This window comes from Streptomyces sp. IMTB 2501 (assembly GCF_001953885.1).
Taxonomy (GTDB): Bacteria; Actinomycetota; Actinomycetes; order Streptomycetales; family Streptomycetaceae; genus Streptomyces.
Genome location: NZ_MQUS01000015.1, coordinates 197,199 through 220,810 on the forward strand (window position 1 = coordinate 197,199; position 23,612 = coordinate 220,810).

The 23,612-nt window shown below is 70.9% G+C and carries 22 protein-coding genes and 1 pseudogene; 9 read left to right on the top strand and 14 right to left on the bottom strand.

From position 1 onward, the window contains the following. Nucleotides 1-201: 201 nt before the first annotated feature. The 4 genes from AV521_RS25725 to AV521_RS25740 form a co-directional block, all read right to left on the bottom strand. The gene (locus AV521_RS25725; RefSeq protein WP_107481012.1) at nucleotides 202-633 is read right to left on the bottom strand and encodes an ATP-binding protein; all 432 of its coding nucleotides are present in this window, start codon (nucleotides 631-633) and stop codon (nucleotides 202-204) included. A 105-nt stretch (nucleotides 634-738) separates the two neighbouring features. Next, nucleotides 739-1,272 (bottom strand): (deoxy)nucleoside triphosphate pyrophosphohydrolase, encoded by a 534-nt coding sequence (locus tag AV521_RS25730; RefSeq protein WP_076091107.1) that lies wholly within the window; start codon nucleotides 1,270-1,272, stop codon nucleotides 739-741. 256 nt (nucleotides 1,273-1,528) lie between these two features. After that, nucleotides 1,529-1,720, bottom strand: a complete 192-nt coding sequence (locus AV521_RS25735) for an SPOR domain-containing protein (RefSeq protein WP_076091109.1) — start codon at nucleotides 1,718-1,720, stop codon at nucleotides 1,529-1,531. 547 nt (nucleotides 1,721-2,267) lie between these two features. Beyond that, nucleotides 2,268-3,020: a GntR family transcriptional regulator gene (locus AV521_RS25740; protein WP_076091111.1), complete on the bottom strand. Its 753-nt coding sequence runs from the start codon at nucleotides 3,018-3,020 to the stop codon at nucleotides 2,268-2,270. A gap of 443 nt (nucleotides 3,021-3,463) precedes the next feature. Between AV521_RS25740 and AV521_RS52765 the strand changes: the two genes are divergently transcribed. Both AV521_RS52765 and AV521_RS25750 read left to right on the top strand, forming a co-directional pair. Next, a complete protein-coding gene (locus AV521_RS52765) occupies nucleotides 3,464-3,964 on the top strand; it encodes a hypothetical protein (RefSeq protein ID WP_076091113.1) in 501 nt (166 codons plus the stop codon). Then, entirely contained in the window at nucleotides 3,961-5,181 is a 1,221-nt protein-coding gene (locus AV521_RS25750) for a serpin family protein (protein WP_076091115.1), read from the top strand. The genes AV521_RS52765 and AV521_RS25750 overlap by 4 nt, the downstream gene beginning before the upstream one ends. Here the strand turns inward: AV521_RS25750 and AV521_RS25755 are convergent. Continuing rightward, entirely contained in the window at nucleotides 5,144-5,584 is a 441-nt protein-coding gene (locus AV521_RS25755; protein ID WP_031224936.1) for a MarR family winged helix-turn-helix transcriptional regulator, read from the bottom strand. The two genes, AV521_RS25750 and AV521_RS25755, sit on opposite strands and share 38 nt — an antisense overlap. 172 nt (nucleotides 5,585-5,756) lie before the next feature. Here AV521_RS25755 and AV521_RS25760 point away from each other — a divergent pair, with 172 nt between their 5' ends. Beyond that, nucleotides 5,757-6,740 (top strand): SMP-30/gluconolactonase/LRE family protein, encoded by a 984-nt coding sequence (locus AV521_RS25760; protein WP_076091117.1) that lies wholly within the window; start codon nucleotides 5,757-5,759, stop codon nucleotides 6,738-6,740. Between the two features lie 32 nt (nucleotides 6,741-6,772). On the opposite strand, the gene AV521_RS25765 is transcribed toward AV521_RS25760, so the two are convergent. Continuing rightward, complete coding sequence (locus AV521_RS25765) at nucleotides 6,773-8,017, bottom strand: hypothetical protein (RefSeq protein WP_076091119.1); 1,245 nt, start codon at nucleotides 8,015-8,017, stop codon at nucleotides 6,773-6,775. Next, nucleotides 8,014-9,198 carry a ThiF family adenylyltransferase gene (locus tag AV521_RS25770; protein ID WP_079249400.1) on the bottom strand — a complete coding sequence of 395 codons (1,185 nt, stop codon included), beginning with the start codon at nucleotides 9,196-9,198 and terminating at the stop codon, nucleotides 8,014-8,016. The genes AV521_RS25765 and AV521_RS25770 overlap by 4 nt, the downstream gene beginning before the upstream one ends. 218 nt (nucleotides 9,199-9,416) lie before the next feature. Here AV521_RS25770 and AV521_RS25775 point away from each other — a divergent pair, with 218 nt between their 5' ends. Then, nucleotides 9,417-10,727, top strand: a complete 1,311-nt coding sequence (locus AV521_RS25775; RefSeq protein WP_076091121.1) for a M14 family zinc carboxypeptidase — start codon at nucleotides 9,417-9,419, stop codon at nucleotides 10,725-10,727. Between the two features lie 486 nt (nucleotides 10,728-11,213). On the opposite strand, the gene AV521_RS25780 is transcribed toward AV521_RS25775, so the two are convergent. Further along, entirely contained in the window at nucleotides 11,214-11,690 is a 477-nt protein-coding gene (locus AV521_RS25780; RefSeq protein WP_076091123.1) for a hypothetical protein, read from the bottom strand. Nucleotides 11,691-12,715: 1,025 nt separating this feature from the next. On the opposite strand from AV521_RS25780, the pseudogene AV521_RS52770 reads away from it, so the two are divergent. From AV521_RS52770 to AV521_RS25790, 3 genes and pseudogenes are all read left to right on the top strand, one after another. Further along, nucleotides 12,716-12,883, top strand: a pseudogene (locus AV521_RS52770) (helix-turn-helix domain-containing protein); the annotation flags it as partial. A 63-nt stretch (nucleotides 12,884-12,946) separates the two neighbouring features. Continuing rightward, complete coding sequence (locus tag AV521_RS25785) at nucleotides 12,947-14,050, top strand: ATPase (RefSeq protein WP_256725677.1); 1,104 nt, start codon at nucleotides 12,947-12,949, stop codon at nucleotides 14,048-14,050. Between the two features lie 133 nt (nucleotides 14,051-14,183). Then, nucleotides 14,184-15,266 (top strand): FkbM family methyltransferase, encoded by a 1,083-nt coding sequence (locus AV521_RS25790; RefSeq protein ID WP_143658647.1) that lies wholly within the window; start codon nucleotides 14,184-14,186, stop codon nucleotides 15,264-15,266. Nucleotides 15,267-15,484: 218 nt separating this feature from the next. Here AV521_RS25790 and AV521_RS25795 read toward each other — a convergent pair whose 3' ends face one another. The 4 genes from AV521_RS25795 to AV521_RS25810 are packed head-to-tail and all read right to left on the bottom strand — an operon-like array spanning nucleotide 15,485 to nucleotide 18,863. After that, nucleotides 15,485-16,519: an HAD family hydrolase gene (locus AV521_RS25795; protein ID WP_256725678.1), complete on the bottom strand. Its 1,035-nt coding sequence runs from the start codon at nucleotides 16,517-16,519 to the stop codon at nucleotides 15,485-15,487. A 36-nt stretch (nucleotides 16,520-16,555) separates the two neighbouring features. Further along, the gene (locus tag AV521_RS25800) at nucleotides 16,556-17,707 is read right to left on the bottom strand and encodes an acyl-CoA dehydrogenase family protein (RefSeq protein ID WP_076091131.1); all 1,152 of its coding nucleotides are present in this window, start codon (nucleotides 17,705-17,707) and stop codon (nucleotides 16,556-16,558) included. 7 nt (nucleotides 17,708-17,714) lie between these two features. Continuing rightward, entirely contained in the window at nucleotides 17,715-17,975 is a 261-nt protein-coding gene (locus AV521_RS25805; protein WP_179023386.1) for an acyl carrier protein, read from the bottom strand. Between the two features lie 30 nt (nucleotides 17,976-18,005). Continuing rightward, nucleotides 18,006-18,863, bottom strand: a complete 858-nt coding sequence (locus AV521_RS25810) for a 3-hydroxyacyl-CoA dehydrogenase family protein (RefSeq protein WP_076091135.1) — start codon at nucleotides 18,861-18,863, stop codon at nucleotides 18,006-18,008. A gap of 323 nt (nucleotides 18,864-19,186) precedes the next feature. On the opposite strand from AV521_RS25810, the gene AV521_RS25815 reads away from it, so the two are divergent. Both AV521_RS25815 and AV521_RS25820 read left to right on the top strand, forming a co-directional pair. Further along, complete coding sequence (locus tag AV521_RS25815; protein ID WP_076091137.1) at nucleotides 19,187-20,506, top strand: MFS transporter; 1,320 nt, start codon at nucleotides 19,187-19,189, stop codon at nucleotides 20,504-20,506. 72 nt (nucleotides 20,507-20,578) lie between these two features. Next, entirely contained in the window at nucleotides 20,579-21,817 is a 1,239-nt protein-coding gene (locus AV521_RS25820; protein WP_076091139.1) for a sensor histidine kinase, read from the top strand. Between the two features lie 9 nt (nucleotides 21,818-21,826). Here AV521_RS25820 and panD read toward each other — a convergent pair whose 3' ends face one another. Together panD and AV521_RS25830 are read right to left on the bottom strand one after the other, a co-directional pair. Beyond that, entirely contained in the window at nucleotides 21,827-22,198 is a 372-nt protein-coding gene (gene panD, locus AV521_RS25825) for an aspartate 1-decarboxylase (RefSeq protein WP_076091141.1), read from the bottom strand. A gap of 68 nt (nucleotides 22,199-22,266) precedes the next feature. Continuing rightward, a complete protein-coding gene (locus tag AV521_RS25830) occupies nucleotides 22,267-23,526 on the bottom strand; it encodes a beta-ketoacyl synthase (protein ID WP_076091201.1) in 1,260 nt (419 codons plus the stop codon). Nucleotides 23,527-23,612: the final 86 nt, after the last annotated feature.

Here is a 23,612-nt window from a genome sequence, read left to right on the forward strand (position 1 = left end):
CACGACACGGTGTTCACGATCACAGCTCGGTCCAGATGATTTCAGGACCGTTCCGTGACAACACTTCCACTCTTCTAACCAGGGAACACGCCCTCGAATCACGTACTCCGAAGTCGGCCGCGCGCCCGGGGCGCACGGTGGACTCGCCAACGCCCGCTGTACACCCCCTGCTCCCCTGGTGCTCCCGCGTATGCTCCCGGCTCACCCCGGCACCGCCAGTTCGAACCAGACGGTCTTTCCGCTCGCGCCGGGCCGGGTGCCCCAGCGGCGCGAGGAGCCGGCGACCAGTTGCAGACCGCGCCCGCTCTCGTCCTCGTCGCGGGCAACACGCTCGCGCGGCGGGTCGGGCAGCGGATCGGAGACCTCCACCAGCAGGGTGTCGGCCAGCCCGACGGGGCGTACGAGCCGTACGCCGATGGGCCCGGTGGCGTGCCGCAACGAGTTGGTGACCAGCTCACTGACCAGCAACGCGGCCAGGTCGGCGAGGCAGTCGAGGTCCCAGCCGTGCAGTTGCCCGCGGACCGCGGCGCGTGCGGTGCGTACGGCGCCCGGTTCCGCGGGGAAGCTCCACTCGGCGCAGTCGCCATCGGTGTCGATCACGCCGATCACTCCCAGGCCAACGAGCCCACCCATGTCCGGTTTCGTGGGGTTAGTGGGCACATACCCGATATCCCGGGGGCAGTACCGTGCGGGAGGGCGCACAGTGGCACGAATGGCTCCGCCGGTTCCGCCGTGCGCCTAAGAGGTCGGGTGGTTCGGTCGGCGTGCGGGTGCGGGTTCGATGTGGCCGGTCGCGCCCCGCGGCGGAGCCGCAGATCCATTCAGCCCCGCGCTCCTCGCGGGGCTTCGCCCCGCCTCCGATCGGGCGGCCACCTCCTCGACCGCCGGGACATCCTGGTCGAGCCAGGCCACCTCCCAGATCTGGTCCGGGGTCAGCCAGCGCAGCTCGTCATGGTCCTGGAGAGGACGGGGCGGAGGCGAGCCGGGACGCAGACGGGCGGTCCATACCTGTAGGACGTACGGCTCCCGCAGCGGCCACTGGCCGGGTACGCGCTCGACGGGTTCGGCGTCGACGCCGAGCTCCTCGCGCAGTTCGCGCACCAGGGCGTCCACGGGCCGCTCGCCCGGCTCGACCTTGCCGCCGGGCAGCTCCCAGCGTCCGGCGAGGTCGGCGGGAGCGCTGCGGCGCGCGGCGAGCAGCCGGTCGCCGTCGAGCAGGGCGGCTCCGACCACCACGATCCGGTCCGCCTCGGGTGTCATCCGGTCCGTCATGGGCGTCATGGGGCGGAGCCTACGGGAGGGTGCGCTGGGACCTGTCCTGCGGATCAGGTCGCAGGGAATCGACGGCGCCTCATCAGCGCAGGTGAGCGGGGCCGGTGCGTCCAGCTGCAAGGCGGAGCAGGGAGTCGGCGCGGAGCATCGGGGACCGACGACAACGCGGCCGGGGGTGTCCCCACGCCCTTGAGGCAGTGCGGGAGGGCGTGCCGGCCCCCGCGCCTGCGGCAGGATCCGTCGGACAGGTCCTGGGTCAGTTGCGGCCGCCGTCCCCGTTCTGACCGATGCGCTCGACCCAGTAGAGCTGTTTGTGACCGCGGTCGTCGAGGCTGTCGGCGATCTTCTGGGCCTCGGCGCGGGTCGCGTACCGCCCGACGCGGTAGCGATTGCCGTTGTCGTCCTGCCGTATGACGATCCAGGGCAGGGAGACCGTCCCCTCACTCATGGCCCCCACCGCCCGCGTCGCTCCTTCTCGCATCGCCCCGCCCTCCCCCACGCTCGGCCGGGCTGACCCGAGGGGACCCCCGCCCCGTCCCGGGCCTCGGTCGCGCCCCGCCTAAGGAAACCGCAATCCGCATATGCCCGAGCGTACGCCCAACCTTTACGCAGCGAATACGCCTTTTCACAAAGAGGTACGCAACCAGCCAGAACACCGGGGGCGCACGGGAGTGAACGCGCCGTCGTGAGCGCCGCCGTCCCGAGTCGGAGGCATACCCGAGTGACCCGTGGTCACCTGGGAAAACGGCCGGATTGCAGCGGCCGACCGGCCCTCGGCGAAGGTCACGCGACCGGGGCGTGCGGGTCAGGGCGCGCCAGGGTGTGCGCTACCTCACTCGGAGAGGCGCACGCACCGACGCGAAGGCTCCGGCGCCACTCCACCGGCAGGCTCGCCTCCCTGCGCCGAGAGGCCCGGCCACCCTTCACCGGCAAGCCCGGCCCCACCTCACCGACAGACCGGCCTCGCGAGAAGCCGCACGCCCCGGGCCCGGCCGTCACTTCACCGGCAAGTGGTACGCCACCCGGTACCGGTCGGCCGGAATGACGACGTCCGCCGTCTCCACCGGGCGCCCCGAGGCGTAGTACGTGCGTTGGACGACCACGACCACATGGCCGGGAACCCCGCCGAGCACATGCAGTTCCTCGGCCAGACCGGGACGGGCCCCGACCTCCTCGGTGACGTTGTCCACGATGACGTCGATGGCACGCATGCGCTCGACCACGCCCATGCCGCCGAGCGGCCCCTCCTCGGGCAGCATCACGGGAGTGCGGCCGGTGACGGCGAGGGGCTCCCAGGACGTGGAGAGCATCATCGGCTCGCCGGCCTCCCGGAAGAGGTACTTGGTGCGCATGACCCGGTCGCCGGCCTGGATCGCCAGCCGGTCGGCGATGGCGGCCCCGGCCTCGGCCTGCTCGCTGCTCGACTCCCAGGTGCCGCGCACCGCGGCGTCGGCCTGCTCCTGCCGGAAGGGCGTGGCACCGCCGGCCGGGCGGTACCCGGAGCGGGCCACCCGCCGGGGCACGGGCCGCTCGCGCACATACGTCCCGGAGCCCGAACGGCCCTCGACCAGCCCCTCGGCCATCAGCACCTTGCGCGCCTCCAGCGCGACCGTGTCCGAGACTCCGTACTCCTCGCGGATGCGGGCCTGGGAGGGCAGCCGGGTGTGGGGCGGCAGTGAACCGTCGACGATCTTCTTGCGGAGATCACCCGCGACACGCAGGTACGCCGGCTGCTCACCGAAAGTCACTGGCCGCTCCCATCAGGTTGTACAGACAGCAACAGCGTGGCAACCGTGGGTTGTGCCATGCAAGCAAAGGCCAGAGAATCACTCGATGTGATGACAAGGGATGTGAGAGGGCTTTACCCAGGCACTTTCTCCCCCGTACAGGTCCGCTCACACCTGGCGTGGGGCGGCTGAAGGGGCTGTGGCCCTGCGGCCATGGCGGGTACGGCCACAACGCCCGTGATCCGTCCGGCTGTTGGGGCGCGGCGGTGGCGCGTACGGGCTCCGCGGGTGCGGGCGGGGGTGGCTGAAACGGCGCTTCTGGCTGGTGGGAGCCGGGGGCGGCCGCAGGGACCCCGGTACCGTGCTCCTTGGCCGGGCGGCGGCGACGCGGCACCGGTGAACGGCCGGTGGCCCGGCCGACGTACGACTGGGCACAGGGCGAGCGGGGCTGAAGCGAGGGCGGAATGAGGGCGGGGACCCTGACCGGGGGCAGGGCGGGCGGCGACGCCGTCACCGGGGGCCGGGCGTGCGCCGAGGTCGTCCGGGCGGTGAACGGGCTCGCCAGGCGATGGGCGGCGGCCGCGCACGGCGGCACGGTCTTCCCGGCGGCCGGGGTCTGGCCCCTGCCGGCCTTCCTGGCCGACGGCGCGACGGGCCCGGCGCGGGCGGAGCCGAGCGAGGCCCTCGGCCTGCCTGCGGATCAGGCGGCGCGCGCGGCCCGGGAGCTGCTCGGCGCGCCGGCCGCCGCCGTCGCGATGTCCGGGGCGGTCGGGGTCGGCGCGCCGCCGCAGCCGCGGTACGTCACGACACGGATCGACGCCGCCTTCGACCGCCCCTTCGGCTTCCTCGCGCCGCACCGGCACTCACGGCTGGTGCCGGCGGCGGGGTGGGTGACGGATCCGCTGCCGTACCCCGCGGATCCGTACGTAGTGACCGGCAAGGCCGCGCAGGAGGACGACGAGTGAGCAAGGTGACCGCCGAGACGGTCCGTCAGGTGAACGGGCTGTCGGCCCGCTGGGCGCAGGCCCTGCCCGAGGGCACGGTGTTCTCGGCGCCCGGGGTCTGGCCCCTGCTGGGCCTCCTGGCCGACGGCGCGACGGGCCCGGCGCGCTCGGAGCTGGCCGGGGCGCTGGGTGTGCCGGCCGGGCAAGCGGCCGGTGCGGCACGGGAGTTGCTGGTGGCGCTCGCCTCGGTGTCCGGCCTGGACGCGGCGCTCGGCCTGTGGACGTACCAGGGGCTGGCGCTGCGCGAGGAGTGGCGGGCCGGGCTGCCGGCCGGGACGTACGGGGTGTTCGGGGACGACCTCGTCACCGCGCAGGAGCGGCTGGACGCCTGGGCGGCCGAGCGGACCGGCGGGCTGGTCGAGCGCATGCCGGTGACGCTGACCCGGGACGCGCGGATGGTGCTGGCAAGCGCCCTCGCGCTGCGCACGACCTGGCGGCAGCCCTTCGACGAGCAACCGCTCAGGCCGGACGCCGGCCCCTGGCAGGGCCGCACCCTGCGTGGGCTGCACCGGCGCAGCCCACGGCCGGACCGGGTGGGCGTGACGGGCACGCCGGACGGTTTCGTCACGGCGCTGACGGTGCCCGGCGACAACGGCGTCGATGTCCATCTGGTGCTCGGCGAGGAGCACATGACGCCGGGGCAGGTGCTGAACGCCGGCGTGCGGATCGTGGAGCGGGCGCTGCCGCTCACCGGGGGCGGTGCGCTGCCGCACGGGCATGTGGGGCCGGGTCTGTATGTGGAGCAGCAGCCGGCCATAGAGCCGACGTCACTGACGCTGGACGTGCGGACGGTGGCGTACGAGGTGCGCGCCGATCACGATCTGCTCGCCCTGGCCGGGCTGTTCGGGCTCACGGCGGCCGCCGACACCCACCACGCCCACTTCCCCGGCGTCAGTGACTACCCGCTCGCGATCGGCCAGGCCCGCCAGTCGGCGCTGGCCCAGTTCGGTCCGCTGGGGTTCCGGGCGGCGGCGGTGACGGCCGTGATGGCGGTGCCGGGCAGCGCGCCGCCGCAGTACCGCTACGAGTCGACGGTCGTACGGGCCGTCTTCGACCGCCCCTTCGGCTTTCTCGCCGTCGACCGCGAGTCCCGGCTGGTGCTGGTGGCGGGCTGGGTGACGGATCCGGCGCCGGAGCCGGTCATGAGCTTCCCGGGCGCTGTTCCTCCAGGACTCTGACACAGCGGGCGATCAGCCCGGTCAGGGCGTCCCGCTCCGCCTCGGTGAACTCCGCGGCGAGGGCTCGCTCGACGCGTACGGCGGAGGTGTCGGCCGCGGTGAGGACGGCGCGGCCCTCGTCGGTGAGGCGGGTCTCCAGGACGTTCTTGTGCCACTCGTGGGGGCTGCGGGTGATCAGATCCCGGTCCTGGAGGTTCTTCAGGACCGTGTTCATGGTCGGCGGGGTGACCCCGCACAGCCGGGCCAGGGCGGCCGCGGAGATGCCCGGGTTGTCGTCGAGGTGGAGCAGTGCGGCGTACTGGGCGACGGTCAGGCCCGCGGGCTTCAGGACCGCCGCCTTGGTCGCGTTGAGGGCCTGCTCGGCCCGCTTGAGGTGGGAGCCGAGGCGCTCGGACGCGGGCATGGAGGTCACCGGACCACATTAATGCCTTGGCGAGGATGAACACCTTGGTGAGGATGAACCCCCTGCTGATGATTAATGCCCTCCTGATGATTAATCCACTGGCGATGATTAGAGTACTAACATAGCTTGGCATCCGTCATGCAATGAGCAGCCGAACCGAGAGGCACCTGTCGTGTCCCGTTCGATCCACCGCCGTACCTTCCTGACCGGCGCCGCCGCCGCGGCCGTCGCCGTCGCCGCACCCCGGGCGGCCGCGGCCACCGGCCCCCGCATCTCGACCGCCTTCACCCTCCCCGACGACCGCGCCTACCCCGAGGGCATCGCCCTCGACCCCCGCACGGGCGACGCGTACGTCGGCTCCTACACGACCGGCGCGATCTACCGCGCCGCCGCCGGCAGCCACACCGCCGAGGTCTTCCTGCCGGCCGGCACGGACGGCCGTACGACGGCCAACGGCCTGAAGGCCGACCGGGCGGGCCGGCTCTGGGTCATCGACCACACCACCGGGGTCGATGTGTACGACCTGCGCGACCGCTCCCTGCTGGCCCGTTTCGAGGTACCGGCGGGCGACCCACGCTTCCTGAACGACCTCGTGATCACCGCGGACGGCACCGCGTACGTCACCGACAGCGTGCGTCCGGTGGTCTACCGGATCACCCCGGCCGACCTGGCCCGCGCGCACGGCGGCCGGGCGCCGCTGATCGCGCGGTACGACCTGAGCGGGGCCGTCCCCTCGCACGGGCCGGACGCCTACACCCTGAACGGCATCGCCGCCGACGCCACCGGACGCCGGCTGTTCGTGGTCGACATGACCGGCGGCGGCCTGTACCGGGTCGACGTGACCGACGGCACGGTACGCCAAGTCACCCTGCACGGCGGTGACTTGCTGCACGGCGACGGCCTTGGCCTGTCCCACCGCACCCTGTGGGCCGCCCACAACGCGAGCAACACCCTGACCCGCTGGCACCTCTCCCCCGACGGCGCCGAGGCCCACCTGAGCCGCACCCTGACCGACCCCGCCCTCCAGATCCCCACCACCCTGGCCCACACCCCGCGCGGCCTGCTCGTCGTCCGCTCCCAGTTCGACAAGGGCGGCCCGATGGGCCAGGGCACACCGACGACACCGTTCACGGTGGTGCGGGTGACGGGGATGTGACCGGTCGACCCTCGTCCCACTTCACCGAGTTGTCACGTCCAGCCCGCGGATCCGTGTGATGCGCGGTTGCGCCACCGGGTGACGGCCCACAGGACATTGACGCCGCCCAGGGTGATCAGGACTGCCGCCGAGTCGGCATTGCCCGCAAGGCCGTGCCCCGGGCCCAGTCCCCGCGCCGCGCGGATCAGCAGGGTGACGTCGACGGGAAGTGTGACGACGGCCATGAACGCCAGGCACGCCACCGTGCCGACCACGAGGACGACGCTGTAGAGGCGAACGGCCCGGCGCTCGTGCGGGGGCAGCCGGGAGCTCGGGTCATCGGCCCCGGTGGTCCGGCCGGGGCACAGCGGTCGCACCGCCCGCCGGAACACGTACCGCGCGTGGGCGAGACCGTCGCCGTACAGGTTCCGGCAAGCGGTGACGTCCTGGAGGACGAAGTACAGGTCCGTGCGCGTGAACACCATGAGCTGGAAGGGCAACGGCATCAGGGCCAGCAGCAGGGCCGCGGACAGCAGCCGGTGGGCCGTCGTACCGGGGCCCGTCAGGGCGAGGGTCAGGACCAGGGACGATGCGACGGACAGGTTGAGGGCGATGCCGGCCAGGTAGGCCGTCAGCCGATGGCGGCGGGGTGCGAGCTCGATGCCGCTGATGTCCGTCTGCATGACGAGGAACTGCAGCCGGGTGCCCAGCCGCATCCTCCCCGGCACGCCCGCGGCGCGCGCGGTGACCAGGTGCGCCAGCTCATGGGCCAGCACCAGCGCCCACCCGGCTGCCGCCCCGGTGAGCAGGACCAGGCTGCCGTGCGGGCTCCACAGCAGGTCGCGATAGCCCGGCAGCAGGCCGGGACGGCGGATCAGGACGACGACGGCAGCCGCCAGCAGCGCTCCGACGAGCACGGCAAGCGCCGGGTGCAGGGCGAACCGGACATGGTGGGGGCGCAACCATGGCAGGGACGCGCGCGGCGGTTCGGCGTCCGTGATCGGGCACTCCCCGATCCGCGCCACGAACCCCAGAGCGGCCAGATCCCTGACGAAGTCCGTGATCTCGAACTCCTCGCCGGTCTCGTCACGCAGCGTCTCCGCCGTGCGGGCCACGCTCAGCCCCTCGCCCAGGAGTTCCACCGCCCGGGCCCCGGCCTCCGGCATGGCGACGAAGGTCCGGGTGACGATCCGGCCCACGATCCACTCGTCCCCGTCACGCCGCACCGCCAGCTCATGCAGCAGGACGCGGTCCGACGGTTCGATTCGGGGAAGGCCCTCCGCCGCGGTGTCCGTCACGAGGGATCCCCGGGTCCCCGGTGCGCGGCCGGTTCCGCCCGGCAGGCGGGGCAGTCGGGGCGCCGGTCCGAGCGCTGCTCGATCGTGTCGCCGGGCACCATGAGATTGAGGCCGAACCGGTATCCGGGGTCGACCGGAGGGACACCGCACAGCAGCGTGATGGCGGCATGGGCGAGCAGACCGCCGGACAGGCCCGCGGTCACGGCGTTGACCGGATTCCACGGCATCCGCGGCGAGGCGACATCCTCGTGCTGGCCGGGCGCGAGCCGCAGATCGCGCCGCTCGGCCTCCGCGCTGCGCAGGCACTCCCAGCAGGCACCCCGGCCCGGCGTGAAGACCCCGACACTCACCAGCGGACCCCGGTAACCGGCTTCGGCCCACGACGTGCCGGTGGCCAGGCAGACCCGGTTGGCCCAGCTGCGGATGACCGCGGGGCGGTCGGCGGCCAGCAGCAGTACGTCGTACCGCGACCCGCCGCCGGAGCCGTCGCAAACGCCGGAAAGCAGCTCTTCGAGGTCCGCCGGCCCGCGTACCTCGCGGCGCTCGCCGGTGACCGTCGTGTCCGAGTTCAGGGCGTGCAACGCCGTCAGCGCCGCGTCGATCTTGGGCGTACCGAGGTCGCGCTCGCGAAAGAGGGTCTGCCGGTTGAGGTTGGACAGCTCGACGACATCCGGGTCGACGCAGTGCAGCCGCCCCACTCCGGAGGCCACCAGGTCCCGTGCGGCGGCGCCGCCGGTACCGCCGACGCCGATCAACAGGACCCGGGCACGGCGCAGCCGCAGCTGCGGCTCCCAGGAACTCTCCCTCGGCCGGAGATCCATCCAGCGCAGCAGGGTCATGCCCCTGCTGTACCGCTCCCGTTCCCGCTCGGACAGCTCCGCCGGCACGGCGGCACCGGCATCCTCCACGAACCCGGCCATGGTCAGATCCGTCATCGCCTGGACGATGTCCGGGGCCGGCAGCCGTGATCCCGGATGGCGGCGGGACACCTCGGCGACGATCTCCTCGGCGTTCCGCGTGCCGTCCATGGCCTCGACCAGCGTCCACACCCAGCCGTCGGGATCCCTGACCTCGGCACCGATGCCGTGGACGACGCTCCCGAGCCGCACATGGCCGTCAACGGTTCGATAGGCCCGGTGCTCCGGCTTGATCCGAGGCCGCCGCATCGCGGGAACCGTCATCTTCGCGCCAATCTCCTCAGCCCAACTCCCCGAATGACAATGGTCATTGACAAGAGTCGTCCGCTGAGCGAACGCTGGCAAGAGCACATCAACCACGCACGCCACAGCCCCACCGGGAGGACACGGCATGCCGAACAAGATCGAGATCCGTCCGCTGGACAAGAAGGAGACCACCAGCGACAGCGGCGGCAACGGCGGCGCCTGACCACACACGGACGATGAACCGGTACCCCACGGTCGCGGAAGTCACCGAGTCGGCACGGCAGTTGGTCTCCCGGTTCCCCGGAGCAGGCCGCCTGCACCGGATCGGGACGTCCCGGGCGGGCCGCCCGGTCCTGATGCTGTCCGTGGGACACGGGCCGCGTCACATCCTGGTGGTCGCCCGGCCGCACCCCGACGAGCCGGTCGGCGCCGCGACCGCCCTCGCGCTGGCGGAGCAAGTGGCACACGGCGACCGGCTGTCCGCGGCGACAGACCCCGCCATCGTCACCTGGGACATCATTCTGTGCCTGGACCCGGACGGCGCCGCGCTGAGTGAGGGAATCGAAGAGGCGACGGCCGGGCCCGGCCACACCCTGGCAGGCTATTTCCGCACCGCCTACCGCCCGGTCGCGGCGGAACAGCCGGAGTGGGCACCGATCGAATCGCGGCAGCTCCCGGAGAGCCGGACGCTGTTCCGTGTGATCGACGAACTGCGTCCGATTCTCCAGTGCTCCCTGCACGGCGTCGAAGCGGGCGGCAGCTGGGTCCAGCTGACCCGCGACCTCCCCGGGCTCGCCGTACCGTTCCGTACGTCCGCCACGGAACTCGGCATTCCGGTCCAGCACGGCACGTTCGACGCCCTGTACTGGGAGAACCCCAGCCCCGGGGTCTACGTCCTGCCACCGCCGGACAGCACCGGCCGCCTGGCGGCCGGGTCCGAGAACATCGGGTTGTCCACCTGGTGCGCACCTCTGCGGTACGGCGGTGTCACGGCGATCGTCGAAGTCCCCATGTGGGCAACCGACATGGCCGACGATCCGTCCCCGCACCCGGAAGCCGCTCCCGCACTGCGCGAACTGGCCGGGCTGGTACGGGAGGGAGGACGGCAGGTGACGGCCGTCCTCGACAAGGCCCGCGCATTCCTGCCACCGGCCCAGGACAGCCCGCCCAGACGCGTGCTGGAGTGGATGGCCGGCGGTCTGTACGACCTGGTCGCCGACTCCTGGGAACCGCTCGCCCGGCAGGCGGCCGCCGCAGTACACCCCGGCGATCCGCGCCGGTTGACGACGGCCCAGGTCTGCGCCCTGGACATCGTGGCCCGCCGCCAACCGCTCCGCGCGGCAGGTCTTCTGCTACGGCTGCTGAGGACGGCGGACGACCCCGCCGCCCCCGCTCTGCACCGCGACCTGGACGAACTCTTCACCGCGTGGTGCACGGACTTCGAGAAGGCCCTGCGGCTGCGCTGGGTGCCGGTGCCCCGTCAAGTGCAACACCAGTCACGCACGGTCGTGGCAACCGCCGAGACCGCACTGACGGCCCTGCGGTGAACCCGACACCGGTCCGGCACCGCTGCACGTTGAAGCGGAACGTGATCGAGATCGGCGGCCACAGCGGTGCGCCTTCGAGCCGATCTGCCAGCGAATGCGGATCACATCGTTGCGCAGCCCCACAGGAAAGCCGGAGCCTCGCCAACCCCCAGTGCAGCAATCGCACTTCTTCGACCGCAGGGATCCCGTCCTCGTGCCGGTGACGTCATCGGGAATGTTGTCGGCCAGGTCGCCCCGGGCCTCTTCCTCGGCTTCCGTGTCCTGCCACTCGGCGGCACCGGTACGTTCGGCAGCGCCTCGTCGTGATCGTCCAGTTCACCGACGACCTACCGCTCGCGCAACTTCCCCTGCTCTCCGCTCCGTTCGGGCCGGGCCGCCCGCTTTCGGACGCCGATCACCCCGCCGCGATCACGACTGCGGCCACTCTACGGCGGCCGGGCAGCCGGGGCCTTGGCGCAGGTGGTCCGCACGCGGGGCGGCCGGGGTTCAGAGGGCGGCCGCCCGGCGGCGCACCACTGCGGCCTGGATGCCGAGGGTGACGGCCAAGTAGAGGTAGATCGTGGAGAATCCGAGCACGCCGGCCTTGGCCGAGTGGTCGATCCACGCGTCCATGCCGAAGTGCACGGCCATCGAGACCAGCCACAGAACCACGGTGATCACCGTGCCCTTGCAGAGGGCCTCACCGGCCGGGTCACGCCACACCTGCATGGTCAGCGCCCGTACGGCCCCGAAGGCGGCGGCGACCACGAAGCTCAGGCAGACGAGGGTCAGGGTGGTGGCGGACAGCGGGTGATGGGTCGTCACCGACTTCACCCCGAACGCCATGGCGGCCACGCCGAGCACCGCGAGCACTCCGAGCAGGACGATCGGCGCGGACTTGCGCATCGGACGCGCGCGCAGCTGCCGGGTTATGAGCAGCGCCAGGATGACGAGCCCGATCAGAGCGCTGGTGGTGTTGTTCACGCGCGGAACCTCCTTGGGTTTTTTTCTTTCGCGTCCGGCCGCAGACCCGCTGTGCGCAAAGCCGCGACGGCGAGGAGCAGGTTATCCAATAAGACAGCGATCTCGCCTACTCATCCTTGTCAAACAGGGTTTTTTCCAGCCCTGGATCCAGACCTTCTCCACCTCGGGGTGGAGAGGACCTCGGGCCGGAAGGCTTCTCCACCCGGAGGTGGAGAAGATCATCTCCACCCCGGGGCGGAGGCGCGACCACACTGCATTCCCATAACCTCGAAGGGCCGCGGTTCACGCGGTGAAGGGCGGGAAGAAACGTCCGAACAGTGGCGCACCATCAGAGGACGAATGAGTGCGTCGGCCGTTTCCCGCCTTCGAACCGGGTCGCCCGTACCCCCGTCGGGCGGCCCGGTTACGAGCCGGTAACCCCGGATTGCGCTTCCGGAAAGTAAGATCGGCGACAAGCCTGGGCCAACGTCACGCAAAACCGATGCGGTCGACCACCCCGGGGCCGGCCTCGACAGAAGTCGACGTGACCTGGGGAAATCGCTTTCCTATCACCCAGAGTCATGAGGCGACTACGGGGTTCCGCTTGCTGCGCGATCACGTGCGCCTTAGCCTGTCCCCTGGTCCCGGCGTCGGGCGATCCCCGCGCCGCCAATGACTAACTGGGGGAATCATGCGCACGGTCGGCATTTTCACGACCTTTTGCGGGCGGTCTAGCCGCAACACCGAGCAGTCGCTCTTCTGATCGTCGGTCCTTCACGCAGCCATAGGCGACCGGCCAGGCAATCGGAACCGCCTCGTCCTCGGCGGTTGACCGACTCCTTGCCCCATGCCGTGCAAACCGGCATCTATGCCCCAGCCGCTCTGACCAGCCGGCTATCGGGGAAATCGGCCCATCAGTCTGCCGTCGGCGGATTAATTTCTCGCCGTACGGAACATTGACGACGCCGCTTACCCCTCCAGAAGAAACGTTGCGTTGAACCGGAAAACCGCACATTCCGGCTAGACCACGAAACGGGGAACAGCAGATGGAAATAAATAGACTCCATGTTGTCATCGCGACAGAGCGCAGAGCCGCCGGCTGGAGTCAAGAGGCACTGGCAGAGCGCTCCGGAGTCAGTGTCAGAACCATTCGCAACCTGGAGCTGGGTACCAACAAAAACCCGCGACGAGCGACCGTCGAACTGATTCTCAAAGCCCTGCAGTCAGCACCCCGCCCGCTGTCGTCGCTGTCTCTTTCCATCCCTTCCCATGCCCCCATGATGGCTCACCGTGCCGTGTTCAGTGGCGCCGACGTGCCCGTCGGGGAGTTCGACAGCGCCTCCAGCACCGGTCCGTGGCTGGGCATCCGTCCCCGAACCGACGTCCTGGTGGGCCGGCAGGCCGACATGCGACACGTGTGCGCCGCGGTGAAGAGCAGTCGCCTGCTCGTGCTGACCGGCCCCGGCGGTGTGGGCAAGACCCGCCTGGCGCTTGCCTCGGCAGCCCAGTTGCAGCGGATGTACCGCGACGGCGTCGCCGTGGTCGAGCTGGGCTCGCTGCTGCCCGAACGGGACCGCGAACGCGAGGCGTTGGCTGCGGTGACCGAGGCGGTGGAGACCCGCATGCCGTGCTCGTCGGCCCCGCAGACGACGGAGTTCCGCATGCTCCTCGTCATCGACAATGCCGAGCACGTCCTCAAGGCCGTGACCGAGGTGTCACAGCGACTGCTGCACGAGCATCCGGGTCTGGACATCATCGTGACCTCCCGCCGGCCGCTCGCGCTGATGTCCGCGACCTCCTGGGAGGTGGCCCCGCTCCCCGTGGACAGCCCGTCCGGCACCGGGCATTCGCCCGCGATGGAACTCTTCCTGATCCGTGCGCACACCAGCGTCCCCACCCTCGACATCACCGACCGCCTCCCCGCCGTGACAACGTTGTGCACGCGGCTGGACGGAATGCCGCTGGCCATCGAGGTGGCCGCGCACCGCTTAAGGTCGGTGTCGCTGAACACGCTTCTCCGAGACGCTCCCCTCCTGCCGATCCTCGACCAGATCAGCCTGGGCAGCCTCTCTCATCATCGCCCCCTGTCGAGCGCCGCCAAGTGGAGCTACGACCTTCTGAGCCCCTCCCAACGCGCCCTGCTGCACCATCTGGCCCGCATCCAGAACCCGTTCACCATCGAGGACGTGACCGGTTTCGACCCCAGTGTCGACGACAGCCCGGCCGGCAACATCAAAGTGCTGGCCGAACTCGTCGACAACTCCGTCGTCCAGGTGCGCCGGGGCCGCGAGTACGTCTACCGCATACCCACGTTGATCCGTGAGTATGTCAACGGTTATGTCAGCGACCTGGGCAGCAGGCCCGTCGCGATGACGGTCTGAGCACAGCGCCCCGTCTCGCGGATCCGCGGCACATGAACCTGCCGTTCAGTTGCCGCTCCGCTGCCTGGAGGACGTCCCTCGGCGGCCCGAGTATGAGGTTCCACCCCTACTGGACCGCCGAATGGAACACACGATGAGCCCACAGGACGACGTCCGTGCCGCCGTGCTCGAACACCCTGCGGTGAAGGGGGCCGCGGTCCGCGTCGACGACGCGGGCCCCCGGCCCCGTACCGTCTGCTACGTGGTGCCCAACGAGTCCGGCCCCCGCTCCTTCGACCTGGACCAGGTCCAGGGTGTCAACCCGCACGAAACCCAGTACCTGTACGACGAGATCTTCGTCCAACGCTCCTACATGCGGGGCGGGGTGACGTTGCGCGAGGACGCCGTCGTGTTCGACGTCGGTGCCAACATCGGCATGTTCTCGCTGTTCGTGCTGGAGAACTGTCCGAGCGCCACGCTCTACGCCTTCGAGCCGCTGGCTCCGGTGTACCGCCTTCTGGAGCGCAACGCCGCGTCGGCCGGCGACCGCGTTCACGTCTTCCGGCACGGTCTGGCCGACCGGGAGGCCGATGTCAGCTTCGCGTTCTATCCCGGCAACTCCTGGATGTCGGGCCTGCGGGACTACTCCGACCCGCAGGCCGAGGCGGACGTCATGAAGACGTACCTGCTCAACGAGCGCAGCAAGGGTATGGCCAAGGCCCGGGACGAACTCATCGACCACTTCGACGAATACGCCCCCGCCCTCTTCCGGACCACGGAGGAGCCGGCCCGGCTCAGGCGGCTGTCCGAGGTCATCGACGAGAACGGGGTCGAGCGGATCGACCTGCTCAAGGTCGACGTCCAGCGGGCCGAACTGGACGTCCTGCACGGCCTGGAGGAGCGGCACTGGCCGCTGGTGCAGCAGATCGCCATGGAGGTCCACGACAGCACGGGCTCGGAGACCGAGGGACGTCTGACTGAGGTGGTCTCACTCCTGGAGAAGCACGGGTTCACGACCTGGGCGATCCAGGACGAACTCCTCACCGGAACGGACCGGCACACTCTGACGGCGATCCGGCCCGAGTACGCCGGCGATCCGCGTCCGGTGATCGCCGATCACCTGCGCAACGGGGGTGCCGCGCGCCAGGAGGCGGAGCTGCTCGACTGGCTGCGCGGCCGGCTGCCCGGGCACCTGCTGCCGGACGCGGTGGTGATGGTCGACAGCCTGCCGCTGTAGAGCCGCGGGAGAGATCGGGGCGGACGGCCGGGGCGACCCGGACGGCCGTCCAGCGGCATGTGTGCGGCCGGCTCGGGGCACGGGAGCACACGCGGCGGAGCGGAGACGCCCTCGGTCACGCACCGGGGCATGACACGGCGCGGTGGTACGGACGGCGGACGCCGCCGGCACCACCGCGCCGAGGTCTCCGGGCCGGCCCGGACACGGGCCGGATCCGGCTATATGTCGGAGACGAGCTGCAGATAGTCAGGCACCTGGGGAACCGTGTCGGAGCGGTATTCGAAGACGGTGCGGTCCTCGGACTCGGAGGCCACCCCGAAGCCCGCGAACCGATAGGTGATCAGCATGGCGCGGTTCCGCCCGCTCGGGACGAATTCCCCCCGCAGCGTCACGCCGTTGTCCTTGGCGGAGGCGGCCAGCCGGCCCAGGAGCACCGCGCCGACACCGCGGGACATCACGCGGCAGGAGATCAGCATCAGCTTGAGGGTCCACACCTGCGCGGTCCGCTCGACCAGCATCACGCCGATGGTGCCGTAGTCACCGAAGCGGTCGGACAGCTCGGCCACCAGCAGGTCGTGATCGGGCGAGGTGCGAAACGCCTCCAGCTCGGAGGCGTCGTAGGTGTAACCCGTCGCGTTGAGCTGGTTGGTGCGCACGGTCAGCTCCTCGGCCCGGCGCAGATCACCCGGTCCGGCGTGACGCAGTACCAGGCGCAGGTCGAGCGTGGCGAGGAACCCCTCGGCGGGACCGGCGAACGACTCCTCCGCCTGGGTCCGCCTCAACTGGGCCTGGTACATCGAACGCCGGCGCCCGGCCTCCGGGGTCGGGTTGCGCGGCGTCAGGTCGGCTCGCTCCGCGAGCGCCGCGGCCTCTGCCGCGTCGACGGTGCGCACTTGGCGCAGCACATCACCGACCTCCGCGCGTTCGAACGCGTCGTCGTCGACGAACAGGAACGTGTCCAGGCCGATGTTGAGTTCCTCGGCGATCCGGGAGACCGACGCCGACTTGGCATTCCAGCCGATCTGCGGCGCGAGGAAGTACTCGTCGAGGCCGGCCTCCTTGAGCCGGGCCATGGCCACCGCCTCGTCGTTGCGGCTGGCGATCGACTGGAGGATGCCGCGGGAGTCGAGCAGTCTGATCACGTCCGCCACGTCCTCGCGCAGCACGACCTGCGGGTCCTCCAGGAGCACCCCCTTCCACAGGGTGTTGTCCAGGTCCCAGACCACGCACTTGACCATGGGACGCTCTGCCACGTCTTCGTCGGCGTTCCGCATTGCTCCGCCCTTTCCTCAGTACGTCTTCGGCGAGGCCGCGCCGTACGACTCGACGTCCGCGTGTCCGAAACGGCCGATGAGGCCTTCGCACACCTCGGTGCTGCCTTCGATGATCTCCATGACCTTGGCGTCCCGGTAATACCGGTTCACCGGGTGGTCGGGGGTGCATCCGGCGGCTCCGTGAACCTGCACCGCGTCGTGTGCCGCCTCCGCGGCGGCCGTCGCCGCGAAGTACTTGGCCTTGGTCGCCGCCATGGCCGCGTCCGCGTGGCGCTCCCAGATCAGCTCACCGGCCTGGAAGGTCAGCAGCCGCCCGGCCTCGTAGTGCACGGTCATGCGCGTGAGCAGGCGCTGGACGAGCTGGTGCTCCATGAGTCCGCGTTCGGCGGCGTGGTCCCGGCTCTCGGCCAGGCAGCCACCCACGATGCCCACGCTGCCGCTGGCCACGCTGTAGCGCCCCAGGGTCAGTGCCGCCGTGGTGATGAACGGGTGGGCGCGTCCGGGTCCTGCGAGCAGGTTCGCCCTCGGCACGCGGCATCCCGTGAAGTTCAGCTCGGCGAGCATCGCACCCCTGGTGCCGAGCATTCCGGCGAGCGGTACGACGTCGAGACCCGGGGTGTCCCGTTCGACGAGGAAGGCGGTGAGCCCCTCGTCGGCGCGGGCGAACACGAGGAAGACGTCGGCGATGGCACCGAAGCTGATCCAGCACTTGGTGCCGTCGAGCCGATACCCGTCGCCGTCGGACGTGGCACTCGTGGTGAGCGCTGCCACGTCGCTGCCGGCGTCCGGCTCGCTCAGGGCGAACGCACCGATCGCCCTGCCCGCCGTCAGCATCGGCAGCCAGGTGCGGCGTTGGGTGTCGTCGCCCCACCGCTCCACGGTGTGCGCCACCATGTCATGCACCGTCAGCAGACTGCGGGTGCTGGAGCAGGCCCGGCCCACCTCCTCGTGCAGCAGCCCGTAGCCGAGGTGGTCCAGGCCGCGCCCTCCGTGGGCCGGGGAGATCAACGAGGCCAGGAATCCGGCTTCCGCGAGGCGGTCGATCAGGGAGCGCTCCACCCGCTCCTCGTGGTCGTGCCGGGCGGCCGCCGGTGCGACCTCCGAGGCGGCGAACGCGTGGAACTCGGAACGCAGCGCCCGCTGTTCCATGGTGAGTGTCAGTCGCACAGGTGCCTCATCCGACCGCGGAGGCGGTCTTGCCGGCGACGTAGCCGGTGATGGCGTCGACTGAGCAGAAGTTGCGGAGGTCCAGCTCGTCCGTCTCGACCACGACGTCGAACTGCCGCTCCACGTAGGTCACCAGCTGCACGGCGAACAGCGAGTTGACCAGCCCCACGGCGAAGATGTTCTCCTCGTCGGGCACCTGCCGGCCGAGGTGTCCGGCCAGGTACTGCCGGACCTCTTCGCGGATGCTGTCCGGCTGCTCGGTAGTCACAATCGTCCGTCCTTAAGTCGATCTCGGTCGCTACTGCTCGTAGGTGTGGAAGCCACGTCCCGATTTGCGCCCCAGGTATCCGGCGTCGACCAGCTGCCGCAGCAGCGGGCACGGCCGGTACTTGCTGTCGCCGAACCGCTCGTGGAGGACCTCGATGCTGCGCAGGATGGTGTCCAGGCCGATGAGGTCGGCCGTTTCGAGCATCCCCATCCGGTGGCCGAAGCAGGTGGTGAAGATCCGGTCCACCGACGCGGCGTCGGCGACTCCCTCGTACACCAGGTACGCCGCCTCGTTGACGGCGAGCATCATGACCCGGTTGGAGACGAAGCCCGGGGAGTCGTTGACGACGATGCCTTCCTTGCCCATGCCGGACAGCAGCCGTAGTGCCGTCTCCACGGTGGCGTCGGAGGTGTGCACCGCCCGAATGACCTCGACCACGGGCTTGAGGGGCACCGGGTTCATGAAGTGCATGCCGAGGACGCGGTCGGGCCGGCGGGTCTGCGCGCCGATCCGGGTGATGGGTACGCAGGAGGTGTTCGCGGCGAACACCGTGTCCGCGGGGCACACGGAGTCGAGGATCCGGTACACCTCGCTCTTGACGTCCCAGTCCTCGACCACGTTCTCCACCACGAACTCCGCCGCCTTCAGCTCGGCGTGGTCGGTCGTGGGACGGATCCGCTCCAGCACTGTGTCGACCGGCTCGTGCGCGCCCGCCGACTGTGCCCCGAGCATGCGGGCGAACCGCAGGTCGCGTCTGATCTGCGCAAGGGCGTCACCGAGGGCTGCCTCGGCGATGTCCACCAGTACGACGTCGTGTCCGGTCATGGCCAGACTCTGCGCGAGCCCGCGTCCGATGGTCCCCGCGCCGACCACACCGACGGTCCTCATGTCTCTTCACACTCCTCGTGGATCCCGCCCCCAGGAAGGGGGATGGGGAGGGCCGACCCGGCCTTGGGCGTCACACGCGGGGCGGTCCGGACCCGCCGGTCGCTGGTCCGGTATGGGGCCCCGGTCAGGCGGGGCCCCACGCTCCCGCGCCAGTGCCTCGCTCTCGGCCCGCAGGGCCCCGAGGCACTCTCAGGCCGGAATCCTGTCAGCGGGCCCCGGCTCGCTCCAGGCAACAATGCGGCAACTGGACCGGCGCCCGATCCTCTCGGTGATGCCGGTTCGTTGCCTGGCCTGCGCGATCCGGGCCGGGCAGCATCGCCGGCATGGCACAGCTGGAGCACCGACCGCCCGCGGACAGCCCCCCGTCGCTGTGGCAGAACCGGGACTACATGGTCTGGTGGGCCGGAACCGGACTGTCGACGCTGGGCAGCAGTGTCTCCTCCATCGCCTTTCCGCTCTACGCCCTCTACGCCACCGGCTCCGCGGCCCAGGCGGGGAGCATCAGCGCCGCCAACCTGATCGGCTCCGTCACGATGACGCTGGTCGGGGGCGTGCTCACCGACCGGGTGTCCCGGCGGGCCATCATGATCTGCGGACCGCTGGCCCAGACCGTCGCACTGGCGGTGGTGGCCTGGCTGGTGTACCGCGGTGACGCCCCGCTGCTGCCGTTGGTGGGCTGCGCGTTGTTCAGCGGCCTGGCCTCCGGCCTGACCATGGGAGCGGCGACTCCGGCCCTGCGCCGTATCGTTCCCCGGGAGCAGGTGGGAGCGGCCACCGCGCAGGGTATGGGACGGGACCTGGTCGCCCAGCTCATCGGGTCGCCGCTGGGCGGGTTGCTGTTCGCCACGGCCCGCTGGCTGCCGTTCCTCGGGGACGCGGTGTCGTACGTGTGCGCCGCGCTGGGCGTCGCACTCGTACGCAGGCCGCTGGGTCCGGACCGCTCCGAAACCGGCCGCCAGGGCCTGTTCGGCGGCCTGGCCGCAGGCGTGCGGATGGTGCGGCACCATCCCTACCTGCGCTTCACCGTGGTGTGGGGTGCCTTCCTCAACGCGGTCACACAGGGCTTCCTGCTGCTGCTCATCGCCCTGGTCAAGTACCGCGGCGGCGGCCCGACCGCAGTGGGGATGGTGAACGCGGCGGCACTCGTGGGCGGCGTCGTCGGCGCGGTCGTCACACCGCGGATCATGAGAAGACTCCGGGCGAAGACCGTTCTCGTCGTCGCCATGTGGCTCTTCGTCGAGTCCTTCGCCGCCGTGGCCGCGGTCCCCCGCCCCTGGCAGATCGGCGCCGTCCTGCTGGTCGCCATGGTGGCGACCGTCCCCCTCAACGTGGTGCTGGAGTCCTACGAAGCCCGGCTGGTACCGGACGAGTTCAGCGGACGGGTGGCGGCCGTGACCCGCTTCGGGATGCAGTGCCTGCAGTGGACGGGTCCGCTGGTCGGCGGCTGCTGCGCCGACCTGTTCGGCGTGCCCGGCGCCGTCCTGTCGCTGATGATCGCGATGCTAGCCTTGGCGCTGGTCCTTCACAGGAGCCGGTCGGTCGGCGTGCTGGACATCCCCCTTGAGGACGTCGTGGAACTCACCGGGCACGCCGATGGCGAGGCCCGCGACGCCGGGACCGCGTCCAGCGGGACACACGGGTAGGCACTCCGCCCCTCCAGAAGGACGGCAGGACGGCGTCTGTCGCCGGCTGCCAGAGGGAAGGACAACGGAGAGATGCCGGACACGCCCACGACGCGACGACATGTATGGACGGACTGGCCCGCGCCCGACGCGGTCCACCGGTCCTCCAGCACCCATGTCCGGCGGGTCGGGAGATGGGTGCGGGCGGTGCTGCTGGCGCTCGTTCTGGTGGTCGCCGTCGTCAAGGTCCCCGGTGGGTCCGCTGCCCCGCTGCGCCGGGTGGCGTTGTCCGGGCTGATCGTGCTGATGCTGGCCACGTCCGTGGTCGCGCGCCGGATGGCCCTGCAGCGGCGGCTGTCACCGGTGGCGTGCGCGCTGGCCGTACTGGCGGCGTGCGTGGCCGGAGCCCAGCTGCTGGGTTCGGAGCTGCTGGCACTTGGGCTGCTGTGCGTGCCCATCGTGTCGATGACGCACCTGGCGCCCGTGTGGCTGGCCGTCGCCTACACGGGCGCCGCCGACGCCGCGCTGGTGCTCGCCGAGGCAGGCCGGGGCTGGCACGTCTTCTCGCTGCTCGCCGGGGCGTGCCTGCTCATCGGCTACCTGAGCCGGCAGGACCGCGAGGCGCGGGCTGTCGTGTGGCGTCTGCTCGCCCAGGAGCGGGCGGCGCGCGCGGCCGAGCAGATCGCGCGCGACGCGCAGGCGGAGTCCGCGGCGCTGAACGAACGCGCCCGGATCGCCCGCGAGATCCACGACGTGCTGGCGCACAGCCTGTCCGCGCAGCTGATGCATCTGGAGACGGCTCGGCTGCTGCTGCAGCGCGGGGCCGACGCCGAGAAGGTGACGGAACTCGTGGTGAACGCACGCCAGATGGCGCAGGAGGGGCTGGTCGAGACCCGGCAGGCGCTGTCCGCCCTGCGTGGCGAACAGATGCCGATCGCCTCGACACTGGCCGACATGGGCGGCGAACTCGGGGCCGAGGTCTGCGTGGAGGGCGAACCCCGTCCGCTCGGCGGGGAGGCGTCGCACGCCGTACGCCGAGTGGCCCAGGAGGCCCTCACCAACATCCGCAAGTACGCCCGGGGACACGTGGTGACGATCCGCCTGGAGTACGGGCGGGACACCGTTCGGCTGGAGATCGTGGACCGCGCACCCGGGCCTGACCGGTCCCGCGACGCCACGACCGACACCCCAACGCCGGTGGCCGGGGCCGCCGTGAGCGGCTCCGGCTACGGCTTGCGGGGCATGCGCGAACGCGCCGAGATCCTCGGCGGCTCGCTCGACGCCGGCCCCACCGGGGAGGGGTTCCGGGTCCTGCTGGAACTGCCCGTGTGACGGACGGGATCAGACGGAGGGGTCGCTCCCCACACTGACGATCCCGTTCTCGCCGTTGACGAACACCACACGCGGTTCGAGCTTGGCCGCCTCCTCGTCCTCCACGGACGCGTAGGCGATGATGATGACGATGTCCCCGGGCTGGATCAGCCGGGCGGCGGCCCCGTTGATGCAGACGACACCCGAGTCGCGCTCGCCCTCGATGACATAGGTCTCCAGCCGCGCACCGTTGTTGACATCCACGATGTGGACCAGTTCGCCGACGAGAAGGTCGGCCTCCTCCATGAGGACCGGATCCAAGGTGAGCGAGCCCACGTAGTTGAGGTCGGCCTGGGTGACCGTGGCCCGGTGGATCTTGGACTTCATCATGGTCCGGCGCATCGTTTTCCTCGTTTCTCGGTATGTCGGAACTCTTGGTATGGGGAACAGAAAGGTCTGGGGAACCGGGATCAGGAGGCGGCGCGGAAGGCCAGGACGACGTTGTGCCCGCCGAATCCCGAGGAGTTGCTGACGGCGGCGACCGGTCCCGCGGGCAGCGCGCGGGGCACGTCCCGGACTACGTCCAGTTCCACGGCGTCGTCCGGGTCCTCGACGTTGATCGTCGGAGGGGCGAGGCGGTGGTGCACGGTCAGGACGCTGGAGACCGCGGCCAGCGCGCCGGAGGCTCCGATCAGGTGGCCGGTCATGGACTTGATCGCGGACACCGGGGTGGCCCGCGGGCCGAACACCGATGAGATGGCCCGGCTCTCCACCAGATCCCCGCCCGGCGTGGAGGTGGCGTGCGCGTTCACGTGCGCCACGTCCGACGCGCGCAGGCCGGCGTCGTCGAGTGCCCTGCGCAGGGCACGGGTCATCGACCGCCCACTGGGCTCCTGACGAGCGATGTGGTGGGCGTCGGCGCTCACGCCCGCACCGGCCAGCTCACCGTAGACACGGGCGCCGCGTGCCCGCGCGTGCCGCATCGACTCCAGGACCAGCACGGCCGCGCCCTCGGCGATCACGAAGCCGTCGCGTTTCTTGTCGAACGGCCGGGAGGCGCGGTGCGGCTCGTCGTTCTGGCACGACAGGGCGGTCATGCTGGCAAAGCCCGCGATGGTCAGCGGGTTGATGATCGCCTCGGCACCACCGACGACGACCACGTCGGCGCGTCCCCAGCGGATCAGGTCCAGACCGGCCGCGACCGCCTCCGCTCCGGCCGCACACGCGCTGGTCGGTGCGTGCACGGCGGCCTGCGCCCCGATCGCCATACTGACCTGTGCCGCCGGGCTGTTGGCCATCAGCATGGGCAGAGCGAACGGCGAGACGTTGCGCGCGCCACGGCTGTTGAGGACGTCGTAGTTGTGCAGCAGGGTGGACAACCCGCCCAGCCCGCTGCCCACGACGACCCCGACCCGGTCGCCGGGCGGTGCCCCGTCGGTGCCGGCGGGGCCGGTGAACCCCGCGTCCGCCCATGCCTCGCGCAGGGCGATGAGCGCGAACTGACTGGAGCGGTCCAGCCGCCTTGCATCGACCCGGCTGAACATCCCGGCCGGCTCCACCGCGGCTCTGGCCGCGATGCGCACCGGCAGTCCGGCGGCCCAGTCGTCGTCCAGCGCCCGTACGGCGCTGCGTCCGTCCAGCAGGCCGGACCAGGTAGTGCCCACATCCCCGCCGAGTGGGCTGATGGCACCCAGACCGGTGATGGCGACACTCTCGGAGGGTGTGGGCATGAGCATGTCCCTTTCGCGTCAGGTGGCCCGAGCGGGGAAGAAGGCCGGCGTTCCGTCGGATGGACGCATGGCGGCTGATGTCCGGC